Source organism: Actinoplanes sp. URMC 104, from assembly GCF_051386375.1.
In the GTDB taxonomy this organism is placed as follows: Bacteria; Actinomycetota; Actinomycetes; order Mycobacteriales; family Micromonosporaceae; genus Actinoplanes.
Window position 1 is genome coordinate 26,831 of sequence record NZ_JBPQTO010000007.1, and the last position, 25,860, is coordinate 52,690.

20 protein-coding genes are annotated in these 25,860 nt (G+C 74.1%); 10 read left to right on the forward strand and 10 right to left on the reverse strand.

The features are described from left to right. Positions 1-46: 46 nt before the first annotated feature. Both ACSNN8_RS21860 and ACSNN8_RS21865 read left to right on the forward strand, forming a co-directional pair. Positions 47-1,063 carry a hypothetical protein gene (locus tag ACSNN8_RS21860; protein WP_436651123.1) on the forward strand — a complete coding sequence of 339 codons (1,017 nt, stop codon included), beginning with the start codon at positions 47-49 and terminating at the stop codon, positions 1,061-1,063. A 141-nt stretch (positions 1,064-1,204) separates the two neighbouring features. After that, positions 1,205-1,624 (forward strand): nitroreductase family deazaflavin-dependent oxidoreductase, encoded by a 420-nt coding sequence (locus ACSNN8_RS21865; RefSeq protein WP_436651124.1) that lies wholly within the window; start codon positions 1,205-1,207, stop codon positions 1,622-1,624. Between the two features lie 47 nt (positions 1,625-1,671). Here ACSNN8_RS21865 and ACSNN8_RS21870 read toward each other — a convergent pair whose 3' ends face one another. The 3 genes from ACSNN8_RS21870 to ACSNN8_RS21880 are packed head-to-tail and all read right to left on the reverse strand — an operon-like array spanning position 1,672 to position 3,769. Beyond that, positions 1,672-2,130, reverse strand: a complete 459-nt coding sequence (locus ACSNN8_RS21870; RefSeq protein WP_436651125.1) for an SRPBCC family protein — start codon at positions 2,128-2,130, stop codon at positions 1,672-1,674. Continuing rightward, positions 2,127-2,459: an ArsR/SmtB family transcription factor gene (locus tag ACSNN8_RS21875; protein ID WP_436651126.1), complete on the reverse strand. Its 333-nt coding sequence runs from the start codon at positions 2,457-2,459 to the stop codon at positions 2,127-2,129. Before ACSNN8_RS21875 ends, ACSNN8_RS21870 begins: the two co-directional genes overlap by 4 nt. A 56-nt stretch (positions 2,460-2,515) precedes the next feature. Beyond that, positions 2,516-3,769, reverse strand: a complete 1,254-nt coding sequence (locus ACSNN8_RS21880) for an erythromycin esterase family protein (protein ID WP_436651127.1) — start codon at positions 3,767-3,769, stop codon at positions 2,516-2,518. A gap of 119 nt (positions 3,770-3,888) precedes the next feature. Between ACSNN8_RS21880 and ACSNN8_RS21885 the strand changes: the two genes are divergently transcribed. Then, a complete protein-coding gene (locus ACSNN8_RS21885; protein ID WP_436651128.1) occupies positions 3,889-4,860 on the forward strand; it encodes a ricin-type beta-trefoil lectin domain protein in 972 nt (323 codons plus the stop codon). Positions 4,861-4,929: 69 nt separating this feature from the next. On the opposite strand, the gene ACSNN8_RS21890 is transcribed toward ACSNN8_RS21885, so the two are convergent. Together ACSNN8_RS21890 and ACSNN8_RS21895 are read right to left on the reverse strand one after the other, a co-directional pair. After that, on the reverse strand, positions 4,930-6,189 hold the full coding sequence (locus tag ACSNN8_RS21890) for a PP2C family protein-serine/threonine phosphatase (protein ID WP_436651129.1): 1,260 nt from the start codon (positions 6,187-6,189) through the stop codon (positions 4,930-4,932). A 155-nt stretch (positions 6,190-6,344) separates the two neighbouring features. Continuing rightward, the gene (locus tag ACSNN8_RS21895; protein ID WP_436651130.1) at positions 6,345-6,659 is read right to left on the reverse strand and encodes a type II toxin-antitoxin system PemK/MazF family toxin; all 315 of its coding nucleotides are present in this window, start codon (positions 6,657-6,659) and stop codon (positions 6,345-6,347) included. Between the two features lie 174 nt (positions 6,660-6,833). Here ACSNN8_RS21895 and gndA point away from each other — a divergent pair, with 174 nt between their 5' ends. Next, positions 6,834-8,273, forward strand: a complete 1,440-nt coding sequence (gene gndA, locus ACSNN8_RS21900) for an NADP-dependent phosphogluconate dehydrogenase (protein ID WP_436651131.1) — start codon at positions 6,834-6,836, stop codon at positions 8,271-8,273. Here the strand turns inward: gndA and ACSNN8_RS21905 are convergent. Then, positions 8,270-10,585 (reverse strand): putative bifunctional diguanylate cyclase/phosphodiesterase, encoded by a 2,316-nt coding sequence (locus ACSNN8_RS21905; RefSeq protein WP_436651132.1) that lies wholly within the window; start codon positions 10,583-10,585, stop codon positions 8,270-8,272. The genes gndA and ACSNN8_RS21905 overlap by 4 nt on opposite strands. Positions 10,586-10,657: 72 nt before the next feature. Then, positions 10,658-12,301: a phosphoglucomutase (alpha-D-glucose-1,6-bisphosphate-dependent) gene (gene pgm / locus ACSNN8_RS21910; protein WP_436651133.1), complete on the reverse strand. Its 1,644-nt coding sequence runs from the start codon at positions 12,299-12,301 to the stop codon at positions 10,658-10,660. Between the two features lie 104 nt (positions 12,302-12,405). Here pgm and ACSNN8_RS21915 point away from each other — a divergent pair, with 104 nt between their 5' ends. The 3 genes from ACSNN8_RS21915 to ACSNN8_RS21925 are packed head-to-tail and all read left to right on the forward strand — an operon-like array spanning position 12,406 to position 15,252. Continuing rightward, positions 12,406-14,043: a copper resistance CopC/CopD family protein gene (locus tag ACSNN8_RS21915; protein WP_436651134.1), complete on the forward strand. Its 1,638-nt coding sequence runs from the start codon at positions 12,406-12,408 to the stop codon at positions 14,041-14,043. A 57-nt stretch (positions 14,044-14,100) separates the two neighbouring features. Next, complete coding sequence (locus ACSNN8_RS21920) at positions 14,101-14,445, forward strand: STAS domain-containing protein (protein WP_436651135.1); 345 nt, start codon at positions 14,101-14,103, stop codon at positions 14,443-14,445. Between the two features lie 9 nt (positions 14,446-14,454). Next, positions 14,455-15,252 (forward strand): YaaA family protein, encoded by a 798-nt coding sequence (locus ACSNN8_RS21925; RefSeq protein WP_436651136.1) that lies wholly within the window; start codon positions 14,455-14,457, stop codon positions 15,250-15,252. 33 nt (positions 15,253-15,285) lie between these two features. On the opposite strand, the gene ACSNN8_RS21930 is transcribed toward ACSNN8_RS21925, so the two are convergent. Continuing rightward, positions 15,286-15,906 (reverse strand): FKBP-type peptidyl-prolyl cis-trans isomerase, encoded by a 621-nt coding sequence (locus ACSNN8_RS21930; protein WP_436651137.1) that lies wholly within the window; start codon positions 15,904-15,906, stop codon positions 15,286-15,288. Between the two features lie 236 nt (positions 15,907-16,142). On the opposite strand from ACSNN8_RS21930, the gene ACSNN8_RS21935 reads away from it, so the two are divergent. Together ACSNN8_RS21935 and ACSNN8_RS21940 are read left to right on the forward strand one after the other, a co-directional pair. After that, positions 16,143-17,045 (forward strand): hypothetical protein, encoded by a 903-nt coding sequence (locus ACSNN8_RS21935; RefSeq protein WP_436651138.1) that lies wholly within the window; start codon positions 16,143-16,145, stop codon positions 17,043-17,045. A gap of 45 nt (positions 17,046-17,090) precedes the next feature. Continuing rightward, the gene (locus tag ACSNN8_RS21940) at positions 17,091-23,006 is read left to right on the forward strand and encodes an MMPL family transporter (protein WP_436651139.1); all 5,916 of its coding nucleotides are present in this window, start codon (positions 17,091-17,093) and stop codon (positions 23,004-23,006) included. A gap of 13 nt (positions 23,007-23,019) precedes the next feature. Here the strand turns inward: ACSNN8_RS21940 and ACSNN8_RS21945 are convergent, their stop codons facing one another. Together ACSNN8_RS21945 and ACSNN8_RS21950 are read right to left on the reverse strand one after the other, a co-directional pair. Beyond that, positions 23,020-23,757: an SDR family NAD(P)-dependent oxidoreductase gene (locus ACSNN8_RS21945; protein ID WP_436651140.1), complete on the reverse strand. Its 738-nt coding sequence runs from the start codon at positions 23,755-23,757 to the stop codon at positions 23,020-23,022. An 81-nt stretch (positions 23,758-23,838) separates the two neighbouring features. After that, positions 23,839-24,735: a DMT family transporter gene (locus ACSNN8_RS21950; protein ID WP_436651141.1), complete on the reverse strand. Its 897-nt coding sequence runs from the start codon at positions 24,733-24,735 to the stop codon at positions 23,839-23,841. A 70-nt stretch (positions 24,736-24,805) separates the two neighbouring features. On the opposite strand from ACSNN8_RS21950, the gene ACSNN8_RS21955 reads away from it, so the two are divergent. Further along, positions 24,806-25,717, forward strand: a complete 912-nt coding sequence (locus ACSNN8_RS21955) for a LysR family transcriptional regulator (protein WP_436651142.1) — start codon at positions 24,806-24,808, stop codon at positions 25,715-25,717. Positions 25,718-25,860 lie beyond the last annotated feature (143 nt).

Below are 25,860 nucleotides of genomic sequence, written 5' to 3' on the forward strand. Positions count from 1 at the left end.
GCGGGGCGGCCACCGGGCCGCCCGGCGGAGCAGTCACAATGCACCGGTGCGCATCGGGCGGATCCTGGCGGCGGCGGTCGCCGTGCTCGCTGTCGTGGGCGGCCTGCTGACGTACGCGAGGGCGCAGTCCCGCCGGGTGGTGAGCCTCGCGCCGTCCGGGGAGTTCGCGGTGGGCCGGGTCACCGACCTGTGGGTGGACCGCTCGCGCACCGACCAGTTCGCCCCGTTCGGCGGCACGCCCCGGGTCCTGCCCGCCTGGGTGTGGTACCCGGCGGCGGCCGGCGCGACGGGCGCGGAGTCGGCGTACGCGCCCGGCGCGTGGGCGGGCCTGCACCGGTACGGCTGGGCGACGACCGCGTTCGACCGGGTCCGCACGGGGACGCGCGACGACGTGCCGCCGGCGCCCGGCCCGTTCCCCGTCGTCGTGCTGCTGCCCGATCAGGGCTGGTCGGCCCCGCAGTACGCGGCGGTCGCCTCGGGGCTGGCCGCGCGCGGCTCGCTGGTCGTCGGGGTGACGCCCACGTACAGCGCCCGCCTCAGCGTGGTCAACGGCACGCGGGTCGTGGCGAGCGCGGCCGGTTCCGCCCCCGACCGCCGGGACCAGCTCGTGTCGGTGTGGGCGGCCGACGCGCGGTTCGCCGCCCGGCGGGCCGCGCTGCAGTTCGGCAGCCACGCCGCGGGCGGCCGGGTCGCGTACGTGGGCCATGGCGTGGGCGCCTCCGCGGCGGTCGAGGCCTGCAGCGCCGACGGCAGCTGCGCAGCCGCCGTGTCGCTGGACGGGCCGTCGTCCGCCCGGCCGGGCCGCCCGCTGTTGCGGCTGCAGGCCTCGCGTCCGGCTGCGGGAGGCGCGTACGTGCTGGGCGGGGCGGGTCACCTGTCGTTCACCGACTACGCCGCCTTCCACGTGGCCGGTCCGCTGCGCCGGGCGCTGCCGCTGGGCAGCATCGACGGCCGCCGGGCCCGGGACATCACAGTGGACTACGCGAGCTCGTTCCTGCGCGCCGCCTTCGCCGGCCGGACGTGGACGGCGCCGGCGTACCCGGAGGTTCGCGCCGCGCGGTAGGGTGAGGCCGTGACTGCCGGGTCGGCCTTGGGCCATTACCGAGTGGGGCACCCGGCCGGGGCTTGATCCCCGCGCGGGCGCGCGGCCCGCCGGCGCTTTCCGTACTCCCAGCTCACCGTCCGGGACTACCGAAAGCGACCCATGCCGAACCCCTTCAACCAGCAGATCATCGACGAGTTCCGCGCGAACGGCGGCCGCGTGGGCGGCCCGTTCGCCGGCAGCGACCTCATCCTCCTGACCACCCGGGGCGCCCGCAGCGGCAAGCTGCACACCACTCCCCTGGGCTTCCTGCCCGACGGGCCCGGCCGCATCCTGGTCATCGCCTCGGCCGGCGGCGGCCCGGCCGACCCCGACTGGTTCCACAACCTGCGGGCGACCCCCCGGGTGACGGTGGAGACCGGCACCGAGACGTACGAGGCCGTGGCCGCCCCGCTGACGGGCGCGGCCCGCGACGCCGCCTTCGCCCGCGCCGCGGCCGGCAACCCCGGCTGGTCGGACTATCAGGCGAGAACGCGGCGCACGATCCCCGTGGTGGCCCTGACCCGCCTCGATCCGGGCTGACCGGCCGGCGTGGACGGAGCCACCGCGGGCTCCGTCCACGCCCGGGCCTACTGGAGCTTGGTCAGGTAGGCCTCGAGGGCGTCGTACGACTGGTTCGCGCCGCCCTCCATGCCGGACTGGATCATGCCGTCGCGGTCCTCCCTGGTGTCGAACGTCGACGTGGAGGTGACGGTGGTGCGGCCGTTCTCCTCGGAGAACACGTACTGCTCGGTGACGATGTGGCCGGCCATCGGCTCGTACTCGAAGGTCCACGTGTAGCCGTGGGGGGCGTCGATCGCCTTGTACTCGCCGCGGAAGGCGTGCTCCTGGCCGTCGGCGTGCTCGACGAAGCGCCAGCGGCCGCCGACGCGGAAGTCGAGCTCCACGTCGAGCGGGTTGCCGCGGCCCCACCAGTGGCGGATGTGCTCGGGCCGGGTGTGGCAGGCGAAGACCAGCTCGCGCGGTGCGTCGAACGAGCGGGTCATGACGATCGTGGTGTCGGTGGGGGTCCGGACGTCGATGCTCACGGTTCCTCCTCGGATCGTAGTCGGTGCAGGTAGTCGTCCAGGGCGTCGTACCGCTGCTCCCACAGCCGCTGGTATTGCGCCGCCCAGTCGGCGACCGAGCGGACCTGCGCGGGGACGATGCGGCACCACCGGCGCTGCGCCTCCCGCGTGCGGACGATCAGACCCGCCGCCTCGAGCACGTTGAGGTGCTTGGAGACGGCCTGCGCGCTGATCGGGAAGCCGGCGGCGAGCTCCCCCGCGGTCGCGTCGCCCGAGGCGAGCCGGTCGAGGATCGCCCGGCGGGTCGGGTCGGCGAGGGCGGCGAAAACGCCGTCGATGGGTTCCGGCATGACAACCACCTGGTTTATAAACTGGTAGGTTGAGAATACGCCGGACGGCGCAGTTGTTAAACCCCCGTCGGGAACGTCTCGAGCTCGTGGGTGTCGATGTGCAGCGGGTGCAGGGGCCGCAGCGCCCGGGTCTCGTCGAACCAGAGGAAGGCGTCGTAGCGGTCGCCGAGGACAGTGGGCACGTAGTTGCCCAGGTGCTCCTGCTCGGGGCGGTAGACGACGCCGATCGCCCGGTGCGCCACCTCGTCGACGAGCAGGTCGGGGCGGTCGCCCAGCGGCGGGAAGACGAACAGCGCCCGGGCGGGGGCGGTGACGTGCAGGACGTCCTCGAGCGAGCCGGGGCGCCCGGGCGGCACCGGCAGCTCCTGCATGGGGGCGCCCCAGCCGCGGCCCGCGATCACCGAGCCGCGGTGGCTGCCCATGCCCACGAGCACCACCCGCTCGCGGCCGAAGCGCTCGCGGGCCAGCGAGCCGATCGTGACCTCGCCCAGCGCCGCCTGATCGGTGGCGTTCGCGTCGCCGACGTGGGTGTTGTGCGCCCAGACGACCGCCCGCGAGCCGTCGCCGTAGTGGTCGAGCAGCCGGGCGAGCGTGGCGTCCATGTGGCGGTCGCGCACGTTCCACGACGTCGCGCCGCCGGCGACCATGGCGCGGTAGTAGTGCTCGGCGCCCGCCACCACCTCGGCGTTCTGCCACACCGCGAGGTCGCTGCCGCGCAGGTCGACGAGCATCCGCACGACCTCGTCCGCGCAGCTTGCCCGCAGGAACTTCGTCGCCCAGGCGTACGACTGCGGGTCCTCGGAGTACGCGGCGAGGCAGTGGTACGCCCGCAGCGCCGGCTCGACCCGGTCGGGGTCGTGCTCGCGCAGCCAGACCAGCACCTGGCGCAGCGACTCCCACATCGAGTAGACGTCGAGCCCGTGGAAGCCCGCCTTCGCCGTCCGGCCCTCGTTGTGCGACCGCAGCCAGCCCGCGAAGTCGGCGACCTCCTCGTTGGCCCACATCCAGGTCGGCCAGCGTTCGTAGCCGAGCAGGGCCTCCCTCGGCGGCGCGGCCGAGCCCCGCACGGCCGCGTCGACCCGCTCGCAGTCCGGCCAGTCGCCCTCCACCGCGACGAACGAGAAGCCGCGCTCCGCGATCAGCCGGCGGGTCAGCGCGGCCCGCCACGTGTAGAACTCGTGCGTGCCGTGGCTGGCCTCGCCGATCATGACGACGCGGGCGTCGCCCACCCGGTCGAGGAGCACGTCGAGGTCGCCCTCGTCGTCCAGGGGCCGGGCGATCGCCGCCACCTCATCGCCGTACCGATGCATGGGAGCGGCGTACCCACGACCGAATTCCCCCATACGTCCGACCTTCACGGCCTGATGATCACAGCAATACGTACGGTTAAAGTCGGGAATGAGATGATCGATGGGCGCGGATGTGGCGTATGTTCTCCTCCTGGTCCACGGTGGACCGCGATCCTGGTGGGGGAGCTGTGGCGGAGAAGGACGATCCCGTGCTGGTGCGGCCGTACGTGAAGGCCGTCGCGGAGGCCGAGCAGGCGCCGGACGAGAAGGCCGCGGAGACCTGGCCGGAGCCCGCCGCGCCACCGGAGGACGGCAGCGCCACCCTCGAGCAGCCGGCGGTGACGCCCGAGCCGCCTGCCGAGCAGCCCACGCCGCCCCGGACCGGCCTGCACCCGCTCGCCCGCCTCGGCATCTTCTCCGGCGGCGTCGCGCTCGCGCTCGGCGTGGTGGGCTATCTGATCTTCGGCCCGGCGAGCGAGCCCGGCGCCCTGCGGCCCGGCGCCGCGCTGCCCGCCGCCCCCGGGCAGGCGCCGCTCGGCCCGCTGCAGAGCGGGGCCGCAGCGAGCGGGCAGCCGTCGGCCACCGGCTCGGTGTCGCCCTCGACGTCGGCGAGCGCCTCGCTGAGCGCGAGCCCCTCCCCCAGCCTGTCCGCCGCCTCGCCGGACCCGTCCCTGCAGACGCTGGTGCCCGCCGTCCCCAGCGGCAGCACGCCGCCCCCGGCCACCGCCGACCCGACACTCGCGCCGCCCGCCGCCGACCGCACCGGCTCGATCACCGCGGCGAGCGGCCGCTGCCTGGCCCGCGGCGGCCTGCTCGGCGTGGACGGCAGCCCGGTGAACGTGGCCGGCTGCCTGTCGGTGCCGACGCAGTCGTTCACCCTGGCGGCCGACGGCACGCTGCGGGTGAGCGGCCGCTGCGCCCAGGCGAGCGGCGACGGCGCCGTGCGGATCGCGGCGTGCGGCGACAGCGACGCGGCGCAGTGGCGGGCGGGCCCGGGCGGCACGCTGGTCACCGCGGACGGCCGCTGCCTGACCGACCCGGGCCGGGCCGGCGCGGCGACCTCGGTCAGCGGCTGCTCGGGCGCCGACAGCCAGCGCTGGACCCTGCCGTAGGCCCTTCGAGCACGGCGCGGAGCCGGTCGCGCATGCCGACGAGGCTCGAAGTGGCCCGCGCCGACCGGGTCAGCGGCGGGTCCGGCTGGTGCCCGCGAGGTAGCGGCGCAGGTCCTTCGTCTCGCCGGTGACCGGGCGGGCGGCGAGGATGCACGTGTCGTCGTCGGGGTTGGTCTGGCGCAGCCGGGCGAGCAGCTCGCCCAGCGGCTGGCCGGGCGCGGCGCGGACGGCCTCGTCGACCGTGGCGATCACCGAGGCGAGCCCGTCGTCGGGGCCGCGGTGGCGGTGCTCGACCAGCCCGTCGGTGTAGAACAGCAGCACGTCGCCGATGCGGAAGTCGAACCGGGAGGTCGCGTACGCCGCGTCGTCCATCACGCCGAGCATCGGGCCCGGCGGGCGTTCCAGCGGCACGGTGCGGCCGCCCCGGCTCAGCAGCGGCGGCGGATGGCCGGCCTGCGCCCAGACGATCTCGCGGCGGGCGGGGTCGTAGCGGGCGACCACGGCGGTGGCCGACATCTCGGGCGTCTCGCGCTCGAGGTCGCAGGTGAGCCGGTTGAGGTGGCCGAGCAGCTCGCCGGGGTCGCTGGTGGTGACCGCCAGCGCGCGCAGCGCGTGCCGCAGCTGGGCCATCGCGGTGGCGGCCTGGGTGCCGTGCCCGGCGACATCGCCGACGGCGAGCAGCACCGAGCCGTCGCGCAGCTCGGCCGCGTGGTACCAGTCGCCGCCGACCAGGCTCTCCTGCCCGGCCGGCAGGTAGCGCAGCGCGACCTTGAGGCCGGGCAGCACGATCGGGCCCTCGGGCACGGGCAGGAAGTTGCGCTGCAGGCTGGCGGCGAGCTCGTGCTCGGCGTCGAGCCGGCGCTCGACCTCGGCCAGCCGCTGGGCGTCCACCTCCTGGCGGGTGACGTCCTGCACGATGCCGTAGACGCGCAACGGCCGGCCGCGGGAGTCGCGGGCGGCGTCGACGACCGCGCGCAGGTGCTTGACCCGGCCGTTGACGCGGACCCGGGTGATCAGGTCGACCCGCTCGCCGCGGTCGAAGGCGGCCAGCACGGCGTTGCGCAGCGGCACCTCGCCGGGCAGCGTGAGCCGGTCGGTGTCGGCCGGGCTGAGCGGGCCGAGCCGCGGGTCGCGCTCGTAGATCCGGTAGAGCTGGTCGGACCAGTACACCTCGCCGGTGATCAGATCCCACTCGCCCCAGCCCAGGTTGCCCAGGTGCTCCGTGCTCGCCAGGCGGTCGGCGACCGAGAGGGGCAGCGGTGGCCCGCCCGCCCCGGGCAGGGCGCCGGGACGCCGGCTGTGCAGCGCCGCCGCGTACGCCTGTGTCACGCAACCTCCCCAGGATCCTTTTTCCGGTTACCTGAATACGTCAGTGGACCGGGGGTCGTCATCGGCCGTTCATCCAGCCCGCTCGCTACCTGCGGCGAGTCGGGGCACCGGTCACCCGACCGGGTGTGACCCGATGGAGTGCGGGCGGGGGCCTGTCAGAGTTCGAACAGGGCCCGCATGGCCTCGGTGAGCCGGGCCATGCTCGCCCCCGTGACCATGCCGATGCGCTCCGCGCCGATCTCGGCGGGCAGGCGGCGCATCCGGTTGACCACGACCACGCCGGTGATCGGGTCCTGCTCGGTGAGCGGCACCGCGTACGGCGGGAGCTCGGTGACGCCGCGCTGGCGCACGATCGGCGCGCAGAACGGCGAGGCGTTCTTGCGCTCGTTGTATTCGTCGCCGGACAGCACGAGGACGCGGTAGCGCAGATCCGTTCGTTCGCCGATGGTCCAGATCTCGCCGCGCTTCATGAGCGCGTCCCGCTCGGCATGGGTCAACCCTACCGCCGCGCGATCTTAGGGCACGGCGAGGCGCACCGGGGGAAAATCCCACCGCGTCCACAGCGTGGAACAGGGGTGAACCCTCACCGCGGCCGAGCCGTAAGAATAGGCGGCGTGGCTTGCAGCTAGGGAAGGGTGTCAATGATGTCGGAGAAGGCACAGATCGGGGTCACCGGCCTCGCGGTGATGGGACGGAACCTGGCACGCAACTTCGCCCGGCACGGGCACACGGTGGCCGTGCACAACCGCTCCTACCACCGCACCAAGGAGCTGGTCGAGGAGTTCGGGCACGAGGGCACGTTCATCGCGAGCGAGTCCGCGGAGGACTTCGTGGCCAGCCTCGAGCGGCCGCGGCGCGTGATCATCATGGTGAAGGCGGGCAAGCCGACCGACGCCGTGATCGAGGAGTTCGCGCCGCTGCTCGAGGAGGGCGACATGCTCATCGACGCGGGCAACGCGCACTACCTGGACACGCGCCGGCGTGAGGCGGCGCTCAAGGAGCGCGGCCTGCACTTCGTGGGCACCGGCGTCTCGGGCGGCGAGGAGGGCGCCTTGCACGGGCCGAGCATCATGCCGGGCGGCTCGCCGGAGTCCTACCAGGCGCTCGGCCCGCTGCTCGAGGACATCTCGGCCAAGGTCGACGGGGAGCCGTGCTGCGTGCACGTGGGCCCGGACGGCGCCGGCCACTTCGTCAAGATGGTGCACAACGGCATCGAGTACGCGGACATGCAGCTCATCGCCGAGGCGTACGACCTGCTGCGTCAGGTGGGCGGCCACTCCCCCACCGAGATCGCCGAGGTCTTCCGCGGGTGGAACGAGGGGCGTCTCGGGTCCTACCTCATCGAGATCACCGCCGAGGTGCTCAAGCAGACCGACGCCGAGTCGGGCAAGCCGTTCGTCGACGTCGTGCTCGACCAGGCTGAGCAGAAGGGCACCGGCCGCTGGACCGTGCAGGCGGCGCTCGACCTGGGCGTGCCGGTCAGCGGCATCGCCGAGTCGGTGTTCGCCCGCGCGCTGTCGGGCGGCGCGGACGTGCGCGCCGCCGCGGCGCAGGCCGGTCTGCCGGGTCCGTCGGCGCGGGCCGGGGAGTACGACGGCGACCTGCAGGCCGACGTCGAGCAGGCGCTGTTCGCGTCCAAGATCGTCGCGTACGCGCAGGGCTTCCAGCAGATCCAGGCGGCCAGCAAGGAGTACGACTGGCAGATCGACCCGGGCGCGATGGCGAAGATCTGGCGCGACGGCTGCATCATCCGCGCGAAGTTCCTCGACTTCATCAAGCAGGCGTTCGACAAGTCGCCCGAGCTGAGCACGCTGCTGGTCGACCAGTACTTCCTCGACGCGGTCAGCGGCGCGCAGGACGCGTGGCGGCGGGTCGTGGCGACCGCGGCGCAGCACGGCATCCCGGCCCCCGGCTTCGCGTCCGCGCTGGCGTACTACGACGGGCTGCGGGCCGAGCGCCTGCCGGCCGCGCTGATCCAGGGCCAGCGCGACTTCTTCGGCGCCCACACCTACCGCCGCGTCGACAAGGAGGGCTCGTTCCACACCCTCTGGGCCACCGACGAGCGCAACGAGATCGAGGCCTAGGACGCCACCGGCAGGATCGGGACCGGCGCGCTGCTACTCATCAGCGCGCCGGCCTGGTCGGCCGGCAGCGGCTTGGCCATGAAGAACCCCTGGCCCAGGCGGTAGCCCATCTCGCGCAGCCGCTCCAGCTGCGCCGCGCTCTCGATGCCCTCGGCGACCGCGCTGAGCTCCAGGTATTCGGCCAGTTGCGCGACCGCGGCGGCGACCGCGAGGCGACCGCGGTCCTCGCCGTCGGCGATGCCGTCGACGAACGACTTGTCGAGCTTGAGCACGTCCACCGGGAACGCGCGCAGCAGGCTCAGCGACGACGAACCGGTGCCGAAGTCGTCAAGCGCCAGCCGTACGCCCATCTCGTGCAGCGCGTGCAGCGTCTCGCGCACCTGCCGGCCGTCCGCCACGGACGACTCGGTCACCTCGAGCACCAGGTTCTGCGGCAGCAGCCCGGTCTCGCTGAGCACCGCGGCCACCTCGTCGACGAAGCCGGACTCGCGCAACTGGCGGACCGCGACGTTGACGTTGATCGCCTTGATCGCGCCGTCGCCGTGCTCGCGGCGCCAGCGGGCGAGCTGCTCGCACGCCTCGCGCAGCACCCACGAGCCGAGCGGCACGATCAGCCCGGAGCGCTCGGCGACCGGGATGAAGTCGCCCGGCGAGACGAACCCGCGCACCGGGTGCTTCCAGCGCACCAGCGCCTCGGCGCCGTGCAGCCGGCCGGTGACGATGTCGAAGACCGGCTGGTAGAGCAGGAACAGCTCGCGCCGGATGATCGCGTTGTGCAGCTCGCTGCCCAGCCGGGCGTGGTTGACGACGTCCTGGCGCATGCGCGGCTCGAACCGGATCCAGGCCGCCTTGCCGCCCTCCTTCGCGGCGTACATCGCGATGTCGGCGTTGCGCAGCACCTCGTCGGCGCTGTCGCCGGGGCCGGCGATCGCGATGCCGAGGCTGGCGTGGGCGAGCAGGTGGTGCTCCCCCACCCGGAACGGCTCGGTGAGCGCCTGCAGGATGCGGCCGGCGGCCGCCTCTGCGGAGTGCGCCTCCTCGACGTCGAGCAGCACCGCGAACTCGTCGCCGCCGAGCCGGGCGGGCAGCTCGCCGGCCGAGCCGTTCTCGCGCAGCCGCTGCGCCACCTGGTAGAGCAGCTGGTCGCCGACGGCCGGGCCCATCGTGTCGTTGACCGTCTTGAAGTCGTCGATGTCGATGAGCAGCACGGTGGCGGGCCGGTGCGCGGCGAGGCGCTCGGTGAGCACGGTGGTGAAGCGGGTGCGGTTGGCCAGCCCGGACAGCGGGTCGGTGAGCGCCAGCCGCTCCAGCTCCGCCTGCTGCTCCTGCAGGCCGGCCAGCGTGCGCCGGTGCTCGCGCAGGCCGAGCAGCTGACGGGCCACGACCACCGCGGCGATCAGCACGGCGCCGATGATGACGACCCGTTCGCGGCCGCTCATCTGCTGGGCCGACACGACGATGACCAGCGTGGCGGTCGCGACCACGGCGAGGAACGGCAGGGACTCGTACGCCGAGCGGCGCGGCGCCGCGGGCGAGGCGGCGGGGCGGCCGAGCACCGTCAGCTGGCGATGGGCGGCGGCGGTGAACGCCACCGCGACCAGCGGGCTGCCCAGGACCGAGAGCAGCAGGCGGGCGAAGTCGCTGCCCGCGATGAGCAGCACCGCCAGCGCCACCCCGACGATCGGCGCCACGGTCAGCAGCCGCAGCGCGAGCGGGTCGATCGGCCCCTCGGGGCGGGCCGCGGCCTTGCTGATGACCGCCAGGCAGAGCAGCCCGGCCACCCCGACCACCGCGGCCACCACCCGGGTGGCCGGGTCGGTGCCGGGCGGCGCCGAGGTAAGCACGACGTAGTGGAAGACCACCCCGCCGGCCAGCGCCACGGTGGCGCCGTCGAGCAGCACCCGGGCCCAGCCCAGCGGCGTCCGATCGCCCAGCGGCAGGCGCAGGAAGGCCGACATCGCCCAGAACATGCCGGTGAGCGTCGGCCCGGCGACCCAGACCGACATGCCGGCGTTGTTGTTGGCCAGCGCGAGCGCGGCGCCGCAGCTGATCAGCAGGATGACGGCCGCATGGCCGAGCTGGCGCCAGAACGCGCGGACCACCCGCGGCAGCATCACCATGGCGCCGATGCGCCGCAGCGACCAGGCCGCGGCGGCCATGGCGACGGGACCGCCGGCGTAGCCGTACACCACGTCGTGCGGGTCGCGGGCCACCAGCCACACGGCGACCGCCAGGGTGGCGGCGGTGGCGACCAGCAGCGGCGTGAGCCCGCCACCCGCACGCCGGGCGGCGGGCCCCACGGATTCGGTCAATGCGCGTCCTATGGCCGGATGGGTAGTCCCTACCGCCCTCCTGTCGGCCGCCGGACGCGAAACCTGAGCGGATCAGCCCTGCAGCGCCGCCCCCACCACGCCGCGGGCCTCCTCCTGGATGCGGGCCAGGTGGTCGGGGCCCTGGAACGACTCGGCGTAGATCTTGTAGACGTCCTCGGTGCCGGACGGGCGGGCCGCGAACCAGCCCGACTCGGTGACGACCTTGAGGCCGCCGATCGCGGCGCCGTTGCCGGGGGCGGTGGTGAGCACCCCGGTGATCGGCTCGCCGGCGAGCTCCTTCGCGGTGACCTGGTCGGGCGAGAGCCGGCCCAGGATCGCCTTCTCCTCGCGGGTGGCGGGGGCGTCGATGCGGGCGTACGCGGGCTCGCCGAACTTGGCGGTCAGGTCGCGGTAGTGCTCGCTGGGTGTGCGCCCGGTGACCGCGAGGATCTCGGAGGCGAGCAGGTCGAGCAGCAGGCCGTCCTTGTCGGTGCTCCACGGGCCGCCGTCGCGGCGCAGGAACGAGGCGCCGGCGCTCTCCTCGCCGCCGAAGCCGATCGAGCCGTCGAGCAGGCCGGGCACGAACCACTTGAACCCCACCGGCACCTCGTCGAGGCGGCGCCCCAGGTCGGCCGCCACCCGGTCGATCATCGAGGAGGAGACCAGGGTCTTGCCGATCGCGGCGCCGGCGGGCCAGTCGGTGCGGTTGGCGAACAGGTAGTTGATCGCCACGGCGAGGTAGTGGTTGGGGTTCATCAGCCCGCCGTCGGGGGTGACGATGCCGTGCCGGTCGGCGTCCGCGTCGTTGCCGGTCGCGAGCTGGAAGCGGTCCTTCTGCTGGATGAGCGAGGCCATCGCGTACGGCGAGGAGCAGTCCATCCGGATCTTGCCGTCCCAGTCGAGCGTCATGAAGCCGAAAGTCGGGTCGACGTTCGGGTTCACCACGGTCAGGTCCAGCCCGTACCGCTCGGCGATCGCGCCCCAGTAGGCGACGCTGGCCCCGCCCAGCGGGTCGGCGCCGATGCGCAGCCCTGCGGAGCGGATCGCGTCGAGGTCGATCACGGCGGGCAGGTCCCCGACGTACGCGTCCAGGAAGTCGTAGCCGGACACCGACGACGCCGCGCGCGCCCGGTTCGCGGGGATCCGGCGGACGTCCTTGAGACCGCCCGCGATCAGCGCGTTCGCCCGGTCCTGGATCCACTTGGTCGCGTCGGTGTCGGCCGGGCCGCCGTTGGGCGGGTTGTACTTGAAGCCGCCGTCGTCGGGCGGGTTGTGCGAGGGCGTGACGACCACGCCGTCGGCGAGCCCGGACGTGCGGCCGCGGTTGTAGGTGAGGATCGCGTGCGACACGGCCGGCGTGGGCGTGTAACCGTCGCGGCTGTCGATCAGCACGGTCACGTCGTTGGCGGCGAACACCTCGAGCGCGGTGACCATGGCGGGCTCGCTCAGCGCGTGGGTGTCGCGGCCCAGGTAGAGCGGGCCGTCGGTGCCCTGCGCGTTGCGGTACTCGACGATCGCCTGGCTGGTGGCGGCGATGTGGTCCTCGTTGAACGCGTTGCGCAGGCTGGAGCCGCGGTGACCGGAGGTGCCGAAGGTGACCCGCTCGCCGACGACCTCGGCGTCGGGGTGCTCGGTGTAGTAGCGCGACACCACCTTGGGCACGTCGATGAGGTCGCGCGGCTCGGCGGGTTTCCCGGCGCGGTCGTGGGCGGGCATGGCAGCCTCCTTGGGAGCGTGGACCTGCGTTGAGAGCGTATAGACATCCGGGACGGTTGAACCTTTCCCACTGCGGATCCGAATTACCACCTGTGAAGAGCGTCGTGCGCGTACTGCTGTGTCTGCTGGTCGCGCTCGGCGTCCTCGTTCTTCCCGCGGACCCGGCCTCGGCGCACGCGGCGCTGCTGGGCGCCACGCCGGCGCCGGGGAGCGTGGTGGGCGCCTCGCCGGGCGAGGTCGTCGTGACGTTCAGCGAGGCCGTCACGCCGGTCGCCGGCCGGGTGCAGGTGATCTCCCCGGACGGCAGGCGGATCTCGGGCGAGGCCACCGCGTCCGGCGCGACGCTGCGCATCCCGCTGCGCCGCGCCGAGCAGCCCCTGGGGACGTACCTGGTGAGCTACCGGGTCATCTCCGCGGACAGCCACCCGGTCGGCGGCGCGCTCACGTTCTCGGTCGGCGCGCCGTCCGAGGCTCCCGCCGAGCCGGGCGCCGCCGGAACCCACCGGTCGGTCACCCTGGCCACACCGGTCACGCGCTTCCTGGCGTACGCCGGGATGACGCTCGCGGCCGGGCCGGCGCTGTTCCTGGCGGTGCTCTGGCCGCGCCGCCGCGACCGCAGCCGGGCCGTGCGCACCACGTACGCCGGGCTGGGTCTCATCGGCGTCGCCACGCTGGGCGCCCTCTGGACGCAGGCGCCGGCCAGCACGGGCGCGCCGCTGTGGGACGTGTCGCCGGGCGAGATCGGCGAGGTGCTGACCAGCTCGTACGGGCTGATCCTGCTGGCCCGTCTCGCGCTGCTCGCCGTCGTGGCCGCGCTGCTGCCCCCGGTGCTGCGCGGCGCCGCCGGCCGGGTGCGCGGCCTCACGGTGGCCGGGCTCGCCCTGGCCGCCATGGCGACCTGGCCGCTCACCGGGCACGCCGCCGCCGCGCCGCTGGCGGGGGTGATCGTGGTGTCGGACGTGGTGCACATCGCCGCCATGTCGGTGTGGCTGGGCGGGCTGCTCACGCTCACCGTGTTCCTGCTGCGGCGCACCGACCGCCGGGTGCTGGGCGTCGTGCTGCCGGTCTGGTCGCGCTGGGCGGCGCTGGCCGTGGTGTGGCTGGTCGCGGGCGGGGTGGTGCAGGCGGTGGTGCAGGTGGGCTCGGTGCCGGCGCTGTGGGAGACCCCGTACGGCCGGTTGCTGGCCGCCAAGGTGGGCGTCCTCGCGGCGACGCTGGGCGTGGCCTTCGTCGCCCGCCGCCTCGTGCACCGGGCGCCGGGCTCGGGCGGGCTGCGGCGTACGGTCGGGATCGAGGTCGTGGCGACGACGGTGATCCTCGGGCTGAGCGCGGTGCTGGTGCAGGTGAATCCGGGGCGCAGCGCGACGGTCGACGAGGGGGCGGTGCGCGAGAACGGCGTCTCGCAGACGCTCACGTCGCCGCTGTACACGCTGCAGTTCAACATCTATCCGGTCGAGGTCGGCGACAACAACACGGTGCACGCCTTCGCCTACACCCCGGCCGGGGCGCCGCTGCCGGCCGACGAGTGGAAGGTGTCGGCGCAGCTGCTCGGGCAGGACGTGGAGCCGTTCAGCGCGCCGATGCTCGGCCTGATCCCGCGGCACCACGCGCTGGGCGCGCTGACGTTCCCGCTGGCCGGCACCTACGAGATCAAGTTCACCGTACGGGTCGGCGAGCTCGACCAGGCCACCGTGAAGACGACGATCGACGTCCCGGCAAGTTCCGGTACCGCCAAGAGGTGACTTTCGGTCACCAATTGGGCAGAGAGGGGACAACCCACTCGAGAGCCGGAGGTCGTCGTGCATGTGTCCGTGGTCGACAACGCCGACGACTCCGTGGTCGTCACCGTGCGTGGCAACTTGGACATCGACAGCGGGACCACCCTGTCCACCGCGCTCGACCAGGTGCTCGCCAAGCCCGCGCCGCGCATCGTGGTCGACCTGTCGGGCATCGAGTTCTGCGACTCGACCGGGCTGAGCGCGCTGGTCGTCGGCCACAACCGGGCGAACGCCCGCGGCGGCTGGCTGCGGCTGGCGGCCCCCGGCGACTTCCTGAAGCACCTGCTCGACACCGTCGGCCTCACGCCGCGGCTGGCGGTCTTCCCCACGGTGGGTGACGCGCTGACCGGGCGCGGCGCCGACTAGTCTCGCGGGGTGCTGATCCTGCTGCCGCCCTCCGAGGGCAAGACGCCCGCCACCGAGGGTGACCCCGTCGACCCGGCCGCGCTGTGGCTGCCCGCGCTCGCGCCGGCTCGCCGGCGGGTGCTGACCCGGCTGGTGGCGATGTGCCGGCGGACCAGCGCGCGCGGGATCGCCGGCTCGCTCGCCACGCTCGGGCTGTCGGCCGGCCAGACGTCCGAGGTCACGCGCAACGCCGCTCTGGAGTCGGCGCCCGCCGCCCCCGCCGCCTCGGTCTACAGCGGGGTGCTCTACGAGGCGCTCGACGCCGCCTCGCTGCCGGCCCCCGCGGGCGAGTGGCTGCGGTCCCGCGCGGTCGTGTTCTCCGGCCTGTGGGGCGTGGTGCGGCTCGGCGACCGGATCCCCGCCTACCGGCTGTCCGTCGGCGTGACGCTGCCCTCGGTGGGCGGCCTCACCTCGTACTGGAAGAAGGCTCTGCCGGGGGCGCTCGACCGCGAGGCGCAGGGCCGCCCGGTGCTCGACCTGCGCTCCGGCGCCTACGCCGCCATGTGGACCCCGCCCGCCCCCACCTCGGCCACCGTGCGCGTCCTGCACGAACGCCTTGTGGGCGGCGTGCCCACGCGCTCGGTGGTGAGCCACTTCAACAAGGCCACCAAGGGCCGGCTCGTCCGCTCCCTGTCCGAGGCCGCCGCCGCACCCACGTCGATCGACGAGGTCGTCACCGCGCTGCGCGACCTCAAGTACACCGTCGAGGAGCAGCCCGTGCCGCCGGGGCGGCCGCGCCGGCTGGACGTCGTGGTCGCCGACCTCTGACCGGCCGCGCGACGTCGGCGGCCGGCGAGGCCGCTACTGGGCGGCGAGGATGTCGACGACGAAGCGGAGGTCGCCCTCCTGGGGGCCGTACGCCAGCGCGGCGGGCACGTCGAGCTGGATGCGGCTGCCGACCTTCTGACCCGGGATGCCCTTGTCCCAGCCCTGGATGACGCGGCCCGCGCCGATCGGGGTGCTGAACGGCTCGCCGCGCTTCCAGGAGGAGTCCATCACCTCGCCGGTCTTGTAGCGCACCAGCACGTAGTTGGCGGTGATCGTCTGGCCGGCCTTCACCGCCGGGCCGCGGCCGGCGACCAGCGGGGTGACCTTCAGGTCCTTGAGCGTGCCGGTGCCGGCCTTGACAACGGGCTGCTTGGACAGCTCGGGCGGCGTCTCGACGGGCGCGGGGGCGGCCTCGGACGGCTGCGCCGCGGACGGAGCCTCGGACGGCACGGCCTCGGGCGTCGCGTCGGCGGGGACGGAGGCGGGCGGCGGGGCCGCGGCGGGCTGGGCGGGCTTGTCGTCGCCGCCGCGGACGGTCGCGAAGACGGTCACCAGGACGGCGACCACGGCCACCCCGGCGACGGCGCCGGCGACGGCCTGGGAGCGGCGCTTCGCCGTGTCGCCGGTGATGGGACGGGCGGACTCGGTGCTCATATGTCGTCGACTCTCCTGTATCGGCTTCGGCCGGAAACTTCGGACACGGTACCCGTCGGAGTGACGAAGCCCCCGGCAAACCTCCACCGAACCGCCGATGGCGACAGTCACCCATCGGGTCGATCACGGAATCGGCGCTTTCCCGTCACTGATCGAAGTGACATTGTTTAGCACTCACGGCCACGTGATCGCACGGTGAGCCCTTGATCGCACCATGAAGCAACCAGGAGGGTCGGTTGCCGTCGACCGCAGATGGTCGCCGCCGGGCCCGGACCGGCCACCGCGCCGCCGCCCGGCGGGCAACACCGCAGCCGGACGGCCTCTCGGCGACCGGTCACCAGTGGAACGAGCTGCTCTCCTCGGCCGCGGTGATCCTCGCCGGGGTGCTCGTGGTGATCGGCTTCGGCTTCATCGCCGCGCGCGCGATGCGGGGCCAGGAGGCCGCCCCGCCGATCGATCCGCCCGCGCCCGCGCTGGGCGACGTGCAGCTGCCCTCGGCGGGCAACCCGGGGCCCATCCCGCTGACCAGCCCGTCCGCCACGCCGTCGCCGTCACGGTCGCCCAGCCCGTCGCCGGCCCGCACGCCCGACCGCGACCAGCTGCGCCTCGCGCAGGGACCCGTACCGTCGTCGGTCGACCTGTCCGCCGAGGGCGGGAGCGACTGGGTGCACTGGGGGCTCGACGGCACGTTCTCGCTGGAACGCGACGCGCAGGGCGACTTCCGGATCCTCGAGGGCGCGCCGACGGCGCCGCGGTTCCGGCACGCGCTGAGCCCGCAGAAGTTCCGGTGGAGCGGTGGCGACCCGGTGGCGAGCAGCGGTGGCACGCCGACCGGCATCCGTACGTGCGGGAAGGGCAACGGCTTCACGCTGACCGCGCCCGCCGGCACCAAGCAGCGCGTGCTCAAGCTGTACGTCGGGGTGGTTGCCGGCCGCGGCAAGCTGACCGCGCAGTTGACCACCGGCGAGTCGAGCGGCTCCACCGTGCTCGACCAGCGCGAAGGCACGTTGCGCACCGCCGTGATCACGGTCGCCTATCAGGCGCCGGAGTCGGGCCGGTTGCGGCTCACGTGGACTACCGACGCCGCGTACGGGAAAGGTTGCTCAGGGGTGGCCCTGGAAGCAGCGACGCTTTCGTGAAGTGTTCTCATAACGCGGTGCTGACGAACGACCGGAGGGGTTGACGTGTTCGCGGGCTGGGGATCGTGGGTGGCCCGCTTCCGGTGGCCGGTGCTGTCGGTCGCGCTCGTCGCGGTGATCAGTGCCGGGATCTGGGGGCTCGGTGTTTTCGGCCAGCTCACCGAGGGCGGCTACAACGACCCGGACAGCGAGTCGTCGCAGGCCGCCGACGCGGTGGCGAAGGCGTTCGGCGCGCAGGGCGGCGACCTCGTGGTGGTCTACACGCCGGCCCGCGGCAAGATCGACGACGTCGAGCTCGGCAAGCGCATCCGGACCAGGCTCGCACTACTACCCAAGTCGGCTGTCACCCGCACCACCTCGTACTGGCAGACGCGGTCCGCGCAGTACGCCGCGAAGGACCGCAGCAGCGGCGTCGCGGTCGTCACGCTCGCCGGCGCGGACGACGGCGCCAAGCTCGACGCGTACCGCGAGATCGACGACAAGTTCGCCGTCCAGGGCGCCCGCGTCCAGCTCTCCGGCACGGTCGTGCTCGCCGACGCCACGTCCACGCGCTCGACCGAGGACCTCGCCAAGGCCGAGATCATCTCGCTGCCGATCACGCTGATCCTGCTGGTCTTCCTGTTCGGCTCGCTGGTCGCGGCCTCGCTGCCGGTGCTCGTCGGTGGCGCCGCGGTGCTGGGCTCGCTGGGCGTGCTGCACGCGATCGCGGGCGTGCACGAGGTCAACTCGTTCGCGGTCAACGTGGCCAGCCTGCTCGGCCTGGGCATGGCGATCGACTACGGCCTGTTCATGGTGGGCCGGTTCCGCGAGGAGCAGGCGAGCGGGCGCACACCGGCCGAGGCCGTCCGCCGCACCGTCGCCACGGCCGGCCGTACGGTCGTCTTCTCCGCGACCCTGCTGATGATCGCGCTCGCCGGGCTCATGCTGTTCCCGCAGGGCTTCCTGAAATCTTTGGCGTACGGCGGGCTCGCCGCGGTGGCGCTGGCGGCGCTGCTCTCGCTGACGCTGCTGCCGGCCATGCTCGCCGTGCTCGGCCCGCGCGTCGACAAGCTGCCGATCCGGCTGCCCCGCTCGAAGTCCGCCGAAGGCTCGTTCTGGGGGCGGCTCGCCGCCGGCGTGCTGCGCCGGCCCGTGCTCGTGGCGCTGCCCATCCTGGCGGGGCTGCTGGTGCTCGCGGCGCCGATCGCGGGTGTGCGGTTCGGCGAGGCCGACGAGCGTACGCTGCCCGCCGGCGACCCGGCCCGGCAGGCGATCGAGACGCTGAAGGCCGACTACCCGCAGTTCAGCGGCGCCGGCATGCCGATCGTGCTGCGCGGCGGCGCCGACACCTCCGCGTTCGCCGTCACGCTGCGCCAGGTCGACGGCATCGCCCAGCTCAGCCCCGCGCAGCGCGCCGGCGACATCACGGTGTTCAACGCGACGCTGCGCTCGACCGACCCGTTCAGCGCCGAGGCCCGCCAGGTCGTCGACGACATCCGGTCGCTGCCCGCGCCCAAGGGCGCGCAGCTGCTCGTCGGCGGCACCACGGCGCGCAACGTCGACAGCCTCGCGGCCACCGCCGAGAAGCTGCCGCTGATGGTCGCGATGCTGGTCGGGGCCACGCTGCTGCTGATGTTCCTGGCGTTCGGCTCGATCCTGCTGCCGATCAAGGCGGTGGTGATGAGCGCGCTGTCGCTCAGCGCGACGTTCGGCGTGCTGGTCTGGATCTTCCAGGACGGGCACGGCGCGGGCTGGCTCGGCGTGACACCCGCGCCGCTGGAGGCCGGCATCGTCGTGCTGATGGCGGCGGTGGTGTTCGGCCTGTCCACCGACTACGAGGTGTTCCTGCTCTCGCGGATGGTGGAGGCCCGGGCGCACGGCGCGTCGACGAACGAGGCGGTGACCGTCGGCCTGGCCCGCACGGGCCGCGTGATCAGCGCCGCGGCCCTGCTGCTGATCGTGGTGACCGGAGCGTTCGCGCTGTCGTCGGTGACCACGATGCGCTTCGTCGGCGTCGGCATGATCGTCGCGCTGTTCCTCGACGCGACGGTCGTCCGGATGCTGCTCGTACCGGCCGTGCTGGGTCTGCTGGGCAACGCCGCCTGGTGGGCGCCCGGTCCGCTGCGGCGGTTGCAGGAGCGTGCCGGCCTCGCCGAGCACGCCGGAGAGGAGGCGCCGGCACTCCCCTCCGGTAGACATCCGGCCTCGGAGGACACCGCCGTACTGGCGTTGCCGCCGGGGCCGTCCGCCACCGCTTCCTCGTCGTCGTGGGACCGCGAGGCCGCGGGGGTGCTCGTCCTGCCGCCGTCGATGCTGCCGCAGGCGCTGCCCGCCGGCCCGGACGCCGCCACCGAGGTGTTCCCCCGGGTCGTGGACCCGGAGTCGTCGGCTGCTTCGGGGTCTCCTTCTTCGGCCGGCTCCGCCTCCGCGTCCTCCATCGGCACCGCCCGGGTTTCTCTCGCATCCTCGTCGCCGGCCGACCTCGACGACGACGTGATCGACGCGGAGATCATCGAGGATGACGACAACGAGGAAGGCCGCACCGACCAGACGGCGGACGACGCCTCGGCGGACGAGCACGTCGACGCGGAGATAGTCGAGGACGAGCAGCCGAGCGCAAGCGCCGAAGCCCCGATCGACGGCGCGCCGCCGGCCGACGACGAGCCGGATGGTCCGGCCGATTCGCCCGCCGGACTGCCTGCTTCCGCCGATTCGCCGGTCGACCTCCCCGCCGCCGATGCACCGGCCGACCTTCCCGCTGCCGATGCACCCGCTGACCTCCCCGCTGCCGATGCACCCGCTGACCTCGCTGCTGCCGATGCATCGGCCGACTCCACCGCCGATGCACACGCCGCAGGCCTTTCAGCCGCCGTCGACTCGTCCGCCGGCCTGCCCGCGACCGCCGACTCGCCAGCCAACCTCCGTGCCGCCGCCTCACCGGGCGCCGACCTTTCTGCCGCCGCCAACTCGTCCGCCGACCTGCCCGCGACCGCCGACTCGCCGGCCAACCTCCGTGCCGCCGATTCACCGAGCGCCGACTGGCCGGGCGATCTCCCTGCCGCCACGGAATCGCCGGGTGCCGACCTTTCTGCCGCCGCCAACTCGCCCGCCGACTTGCCTCCCACCGCCGACTCGCCGGCCAACCTCCGTGCCGCCGATTCACCGAGCGCCGACTGGCCGGGCGACCTCCCTGCCGCCACCGACTCGCCGGGTGCCGACCTTTCTGCCGCCGCCAACTCGTCCGCCGACCTGCCCGCGACCGCCGACTCGTCGGCCGACCTCCGTGCCGCCGATTCGCCGAGCGCCGACTGGCCGGGCGACCTCCCTGCCGCCACCGACTCGCCGGGCACCGATGCCGTCGACCCTGACTCGGCCGTCTCCGCGGATTCTCCTGTGGTCGGCTCCGACCACGCCGAGAGGGTGGATGTCGACGCGTCGGCAGTGCCGATCCCGGCCCGGGACGAGGAAGACGGGCCCGTCGTCGCGGTCGGCGGGACCGACGAGCCGGTCGCCGGCCGGGAGCACGAAGCGGATTCCGTCGCCGCGTTCGTAGGGGCGAGCGAGCCGGTCTCTGCCCGTGAGCAGGACGCCGAATACGCCAAGGCTGACGAGGCGACTGCTGCGCGGGGCGAAGTGGCTGAACCCGCCGCCGCGTTCGGCGTGGACGACGGAACGGTCGGTGCCCAGAACCAGGCAGCGGAGTCCGTCGCCGCGTTCGCGAAGGTGCACGAGCCGGTCGTGGGCCGGGACGGAGAAGCCGAACCCGTCACCGCGTTCGCGAAGGCTGACGAGCCGGTCGTGGGTCGGCACGAGCAAGCCGGATCCTTCACTGCGTACGCGAATGCTGACGAACCGGTCACGCCACGCAACGACGACGCCGGAGCCGTCACCGCGTACGCGGAAGGTGACGAGCCGGTCGCGGACCGGGACGAACCCGTCACCGCGTACGGGAAGGTTGACGCGCCGGCTGCCCGGGACGAGGAAGCCGGCGCCGGGCGGGGCGGGGACGACGAGCGGGTCGCGCGGGACGAGGAAGTTGACCGCGCCGCCGCGGATGACGAGCCGGGTGGCGCGCGGGACGAGGAAGTCGGCTACGCCCCGGCGTACGCCCGGTTTGACGAGCCGGTGCGGGAGGCCTGGAACGACGAGCCCGTCGATGCGGAGATCGTGGAGGATGAGACCGATCCTCCGCTGGCTGCGGCGTCGCTGCATCTGCCCGTGCCGTACTTCCCGGAGCCCGGGGTCTACCGCTCGCGGTCGGTGAGCTCGTACACCGACTACTCCGCGCCGGACGAGTTCTTCTTCGCGCCGTCGTCGGCGGGGACGTTCGCCGGCTCGCTGGAGCTGCCCGCCGGGCCGGATCCGTCCGAGCCGCCGATCCCGTACTTCGGTGACCGGCCCGACTTCGAGCGGACCCGGAACCTCTCGCTGCCGGGGCTCGACGTCACGCGCAGCCTGCAGGCGCCCGACCTCGACGCCACGGCGACCTTCGAGGCGCCGAACCGGGAGGCCGTGCGCGCCTTCGAGTCCCCGGACCCGGACACCTCCGGCGCGATCGTGCGCCCCGACCTCGACCCGGTCGTCCCGGCCGCGCCCGAGGCCGTCTCGCAGGAGCCGGAGCCCGACGAGTCGGACCTCGCCGTCACCCGCAGCTTCGACGCCCCGGACCTGGACGCCACGCGCCGCCTGACGGTGCCCGGCCTCGAGTCGACGCGGCGCATGCCGGCCCCGGACCTCGACCGCATTCGCCGCCTCGGGTCCCCGTCACCCAAGGAGGACCCGGCCCCGTCGACGCCGGAACCGGTCGCGTCTGCGCCCGCCGAGCCGCTGCCGAAGCGGCCGGTGCGCCCGACTGCCGAGACGGCGGCACCGCACCGGGATTCGGCTGCCGAGACCACAGCGCCGCGACAGGATTCGGCTGCCGAGACCACAGCGCCGCGACAGGATTCGGCTGCCGAGACCATGGAGCCGCTCCCCAGGCGAGTTCCGTCGCCGGCCGCAGAGCCGCTCCCTCACCGGGCCCCGCCGCCCGCGGAGACTGCCGACCCACTCGTGCGCCGCACGCAGCCGCCCGCGGAAGCTGCCGACCCACTCCTGCGCCGCACGCAGCCGCCCGCGGAAGCTGCCGACCCACTCCTGCGCCGCACGCCGCCCGCGGAAGCTGCCGACCCACTCCTGCGCCGCACGCCGCCTGTTGACCCGCTTCGCCGCCGGACGCCGTCCGTCGACCCGCTTCCCCGCCGGACGCCGCCTCCCGCTGAGGTCGTCGAGCCGCTGCTCAAGCGCGTGCCGCCACCCGCCACCCAGCCGGCAGCCGCGCAGCCCCCGGCTGAGGCCGACCCGCTGCCCAGGCGTGTGCCGCCACCCGCCACCCAGCCGGCAGCCGCGCAGCTCCCCACTGAGGCCGACCCGCTGCCCAGGCGCGTACCGCCACCCGCCGTCCAGCCGGCGGCCGCGCAACTCCCCGCCCAGGCCGACCCGCTGCCCAAGCGCGTGCCGCCGCCCGCCGCGGAGCCGGCGCCGCTGCGGATGGCGCCTCCCGCCGTACCGCCGGCGCCTGGGGCCGGGAACGGTGGGCGGTCCGACCTCGGCACGTTCTTCCCGGCGCGGCGCGGGAGTGAGATCGGCGCGATCCCGGCGCCGCGGCAACCGGAGCCGCTCGACGAGCCGGCTGCGCTGCGGCGGCCGGCCACGCTGGGCGAGCAGCCGTCCTCGGTCCGGGACATTGAGCCGCCGGCGCCGCGTCGGCCCGCGGACCTGGGTGACCACCTGCGGGAGTCGCGTCCGGCCGATCTCGGCGACCACCTGCGCGAGTCGCGCCCGGCGGATCTGGCGCAGTACAGCCGCACGCGGCGGCCCACCTCGGAGCAGCCGCGCCGGCCGGAGAGCCTGGCGGAGCTCAAGCCCGTACGGCGTCCGGCGACGCTCGCCGACCAGGCGCCGCCGCGCCGCAAGCCGCCCGCCGAGCAGCCCGAGGAGTGAGAAGCGGGGGGCCTCAGCGGAAGACGAGGCCCCCGCCCACCTCGATGACCTGGCCGGTGAGCGCGCCGGAACCTTCGGAGACGAGCAGGCGTACGGTCGCGACCAGGTCCTCGGGAAGCAGGGCGCGCGGCACCGCCTGCACCGCCACGAGCGGCGCGTGCGCCTCGGCGTCCCGGCCGTTCGCGAGCTCGGCCTCGCCCTCGGTGCGGATCGCGCCCGGGGACAGCGCGTTGACCGTGATCCCGGCGGGACCGAGCGCGCGCGCCAGCGAGCGGGTGAGGCCGATCAGCGCCGCCTTGCTCGACACGTAGGCGGCGCCGGACGGGCCACCCATCCGTACGGTCGGGGAAGTGACGTTGACGATCCGCCCCCAGCCGCGTTCCGCCATGCCGGCGCTGAGGGCCTGGGCCAGCAGCATCGGGGCCGTGACGTTGACCGCGAACGTCTGCTGCCACTCCGCCAGCGGCAGCGTCGCGAAGTCGACGTTGGACGCCTTTGCCGCGTTGTTGATGAGCACGTCGACCGGGCCGGCGCGCTCGGCCAGTTCGCGGACGGCGCCGGGGTCGGCCAGGTCGGCGTCGAGCAGCGTGGCCTTCGCGCCCAGGTCGCGGCAGAGGCGGGCGACGCCCTCCGCCTCGTCGGCCGCGGCCAGGTGGTGCAGCATCAGCTCGTGCCCGGGACGGGCCAGCCCGACGGCGATGGCCGCTCCGATGCCGCGTCGCGCTCCGGTGATCAGAATCCGCTGGCCCATGCCGTTCACCATAAGGCCGATCACCGCGAAGCGGAGCGCGGCCGAGCGGCCCGCCGGCGCAGGGTCGCTCGGTGGCGTCGGTCAGGGACGGCCCACTGCCATCGGCTCGGAGGCGGGCTCGGCGACCGGGGGCACGGGCCGGGTGGAGAGCCAGCAGCCCGCGGCCACCAGCAGGAAGCCGGCGACCGTGCTGAGACCGACGCTCTCGTCGAGCAGCAGCACGCCGAGCAGGACCGCGACGAGCGGGTTCACGTACGTGACCAGGCCCGCGCGGGTCGAGCCGGCCAGCATGATGAGCCGGTAGAACGCCAGCAGCGCGAGCGCGGTGCAGAACAGGCCGAGCACGGCCAGCGACAGCCAGGCCTCCACCCGTACGGGATGGGTCGGCAGTGCGGAAACGGCGAACGGGGCGAGCGCGATCGCGGTGCTGGCCGTGGTGGCGCCCACCAGCGACTCGGCGGGCACGTCGGCGAGGCGGCGCTGCACGAGCATCGTGGCCACGGCGTAGCTCACCGCGGCGACGAGCACCATCGCGGCGCCGAGCAGGCCGAGGCGGTCGCCGGAGAGGTCGAGCCCGACGAGCAGCGCGACCCCGCCGAACCCGAGCACCAGGCCGGCGACGCGGATCGGGGTGAGGCGCTCGCTGCGCGCCATGAGCAGCGCGATCGCGACCGGTTCGACGGCGATCAGCAGCCCGGTCAGCGAGGAGCTGATGTGCGTCTCGCCGTACGTGATCAGCAGGAACGGGCCGAGGATGTGCACGAACGCGAGCACGGTGACCCACCCCAGCCGGCCGCGCAGCCGGCTCAGCATGCCGCGCGCGGCGGCGATCGGCACCAGCACGAGCGCGGCGATCGCGACGCGGCCGGCGACCACCAGCATCGGCGACAGGTCCTCGATGGCAACCTTGATCAGGAAGTACGGGATGCCCCAGAGCACCGAGACGGCGAGGAAGAGAAACCAGGCGCGGCGATTCACATCTCGACCCTGCCCCCGTACGGTGGTAAGCGGTAGTGGCGACTTGCTGATGCAGTCATCAGGAGAACTAATGATCGACGTACGGCGGGTGTCGGTGCTGCGCGACGTCGCACGGCTGGGCAGCTTCAACCGGGCGGCCACCGCGCTGCGGCTGACGCCGTCGGCGGTGTCGCAGCAGATCAGCAGCCTGGAACGCGAGCTGGGCACGGCGGTCGTCCGGCGCAGCACCCGCGGCGTCGAGCTCACCGAGGCCGGCCGCATCCTGGTCGAGGCGGGCGAGGCCATCGCCGCCGAGCTGTCGCACGCCGAGCGTTCGATCGGCCGCCTGAGCACCCCCGCCGGGCTGACCGTGGCGACGTTCACCAGCGGCGGTCAGCGCCTGCTGCCCGCGGCGCTGACCCGGTTCGCCGCCGAGCATCCCGCCGTCGAGCTCACCGTCCTCGAGAACGAGCCGGAGGACGCGCTGCCGCTCGTGCGCTACGGCGCGGCCGATCTCGCGCTCGTCTATCACTTCGACGAGCTTCCCCCCGTACGTCCCGGGGACCGTTCCGGGCTGAGCTGGACCCCGCTGCTCGACGACCCGATGTGGGCCGTGCTGCCCGCCGGGCACCCCCTCGCCGGCCGCGACTCCGTGTCGATCGCCGAGCTCGCCGACGAGCGCTGGGTCCACGGCTGCCTGGCGATCGTCGACATGCTCGACCACTACGCCGCGCTGGCCGGATTCGAGATCCGCACCGCCTGCCGCGGCACCGACTACGTCTTCGCGCAGTCCCTGGTCCGCGCCGGGGTCGGCATCAGCATGATCCCGCAGATCGCCCTGACCGCCCTCCAGGACGGCCTCGCCACCGTGCCCCTGGCGCCGCCCTGTCCGTGCCGCTACATCGGCATCGTGACACCCCAGCACCGCCGGGCCAATCCGCTGGCCGAAGCCCTGATGCGGTCGTTGCACGACACCGTTGCCGCCCTGCCCGCCCTCGCCTGAGGCGGCCGGTCGCCCGCACTTCCACGGCACCGCGGCGCCACTCACAACCCGCCGCGCCAATCCCCAACCGCCGCGCCACCCACGGCACGGCGCGCTGTCCACAGCGCCCCGCGCCGGCCACGGCGGCCAGTACGCAGGATTGC

Excerpts from the sequence above, each read along its gene's own strand:
- ACSNN8_RS21865 (WP_436651124.1), top strand. The coding sequence starts at position 1,205 with ATGCCGAACCCCTTCAACCAGCAGATCATCGACGAGTTCCGCGCGAAC.
- ACSNN8_RS21875 (WP_436651126.1), bottom strand. The coding sequence starts at position 2,459 with ATGCCGGAACCCATCGACGGCGTTTTCGCCGCCCTCGCCGACCCGACC.
- ACSNN8_RS21880 (WP_436651127.1), bottom strand. The coding sequence starts at position 3,769 with ATGCATCGGTACGGCGATGAGGTGGCGGCGATCGCCCGGCCCCTGGAC.
- ACSNN8_RS21885 (WP_436651128.1), top strand. The coding sequence starts at position 3,889 with ATGTTCTCCTCCTGGTCCACGGTGGACCGCGATCCTGGTGGGGGAGCT.
- ACSNN8_RS21895 (WP_436651130.1), bottom strand. The coding sequence starts at position 6,659 with ATGAAGCGCGGCGAGATCTGGACCATCGGCGAACGAACGGATCTGCGC.
- gndA (WP_436651131.1), top strand. The coding sequence starts at position 6,834 with ATGTCGGAGAAGGCACAGATCGGGGTCACCGGCCTCGCGGTGATGGGA.
- pgm (WP_436651133.1), bottom strand. The coding sequence starts at position 12,301 with ATGCCCGCCCACGACCGCGCCGGGAAACCCGCCGAGCCGCGCGACCTC.
- ACSNN8_RS21930 (WP_436651137.1), bottom strand. The coding sequence starts at position 15,906 with ATGAGCACCGAGTCCGCCCGTCCCATCACCGGCGACACGGCGAAGCGC.
- ACSNN8_RS21945 (WP_436651140.1), bottom strand. The coding sequence starts at position 23,757 with ATGGGCCAGCGGATTCTGATCACCGGAGCGCGACGCGGCATCGGAGCG.
- ACSNN8_RS21955 (WP_436651142.1), top strand. The coding sequence starts at position 24,806 with ATGATCGACGTACGGCGGGTGTCGGTGCTGCGCGACGTCGCACGGCTG.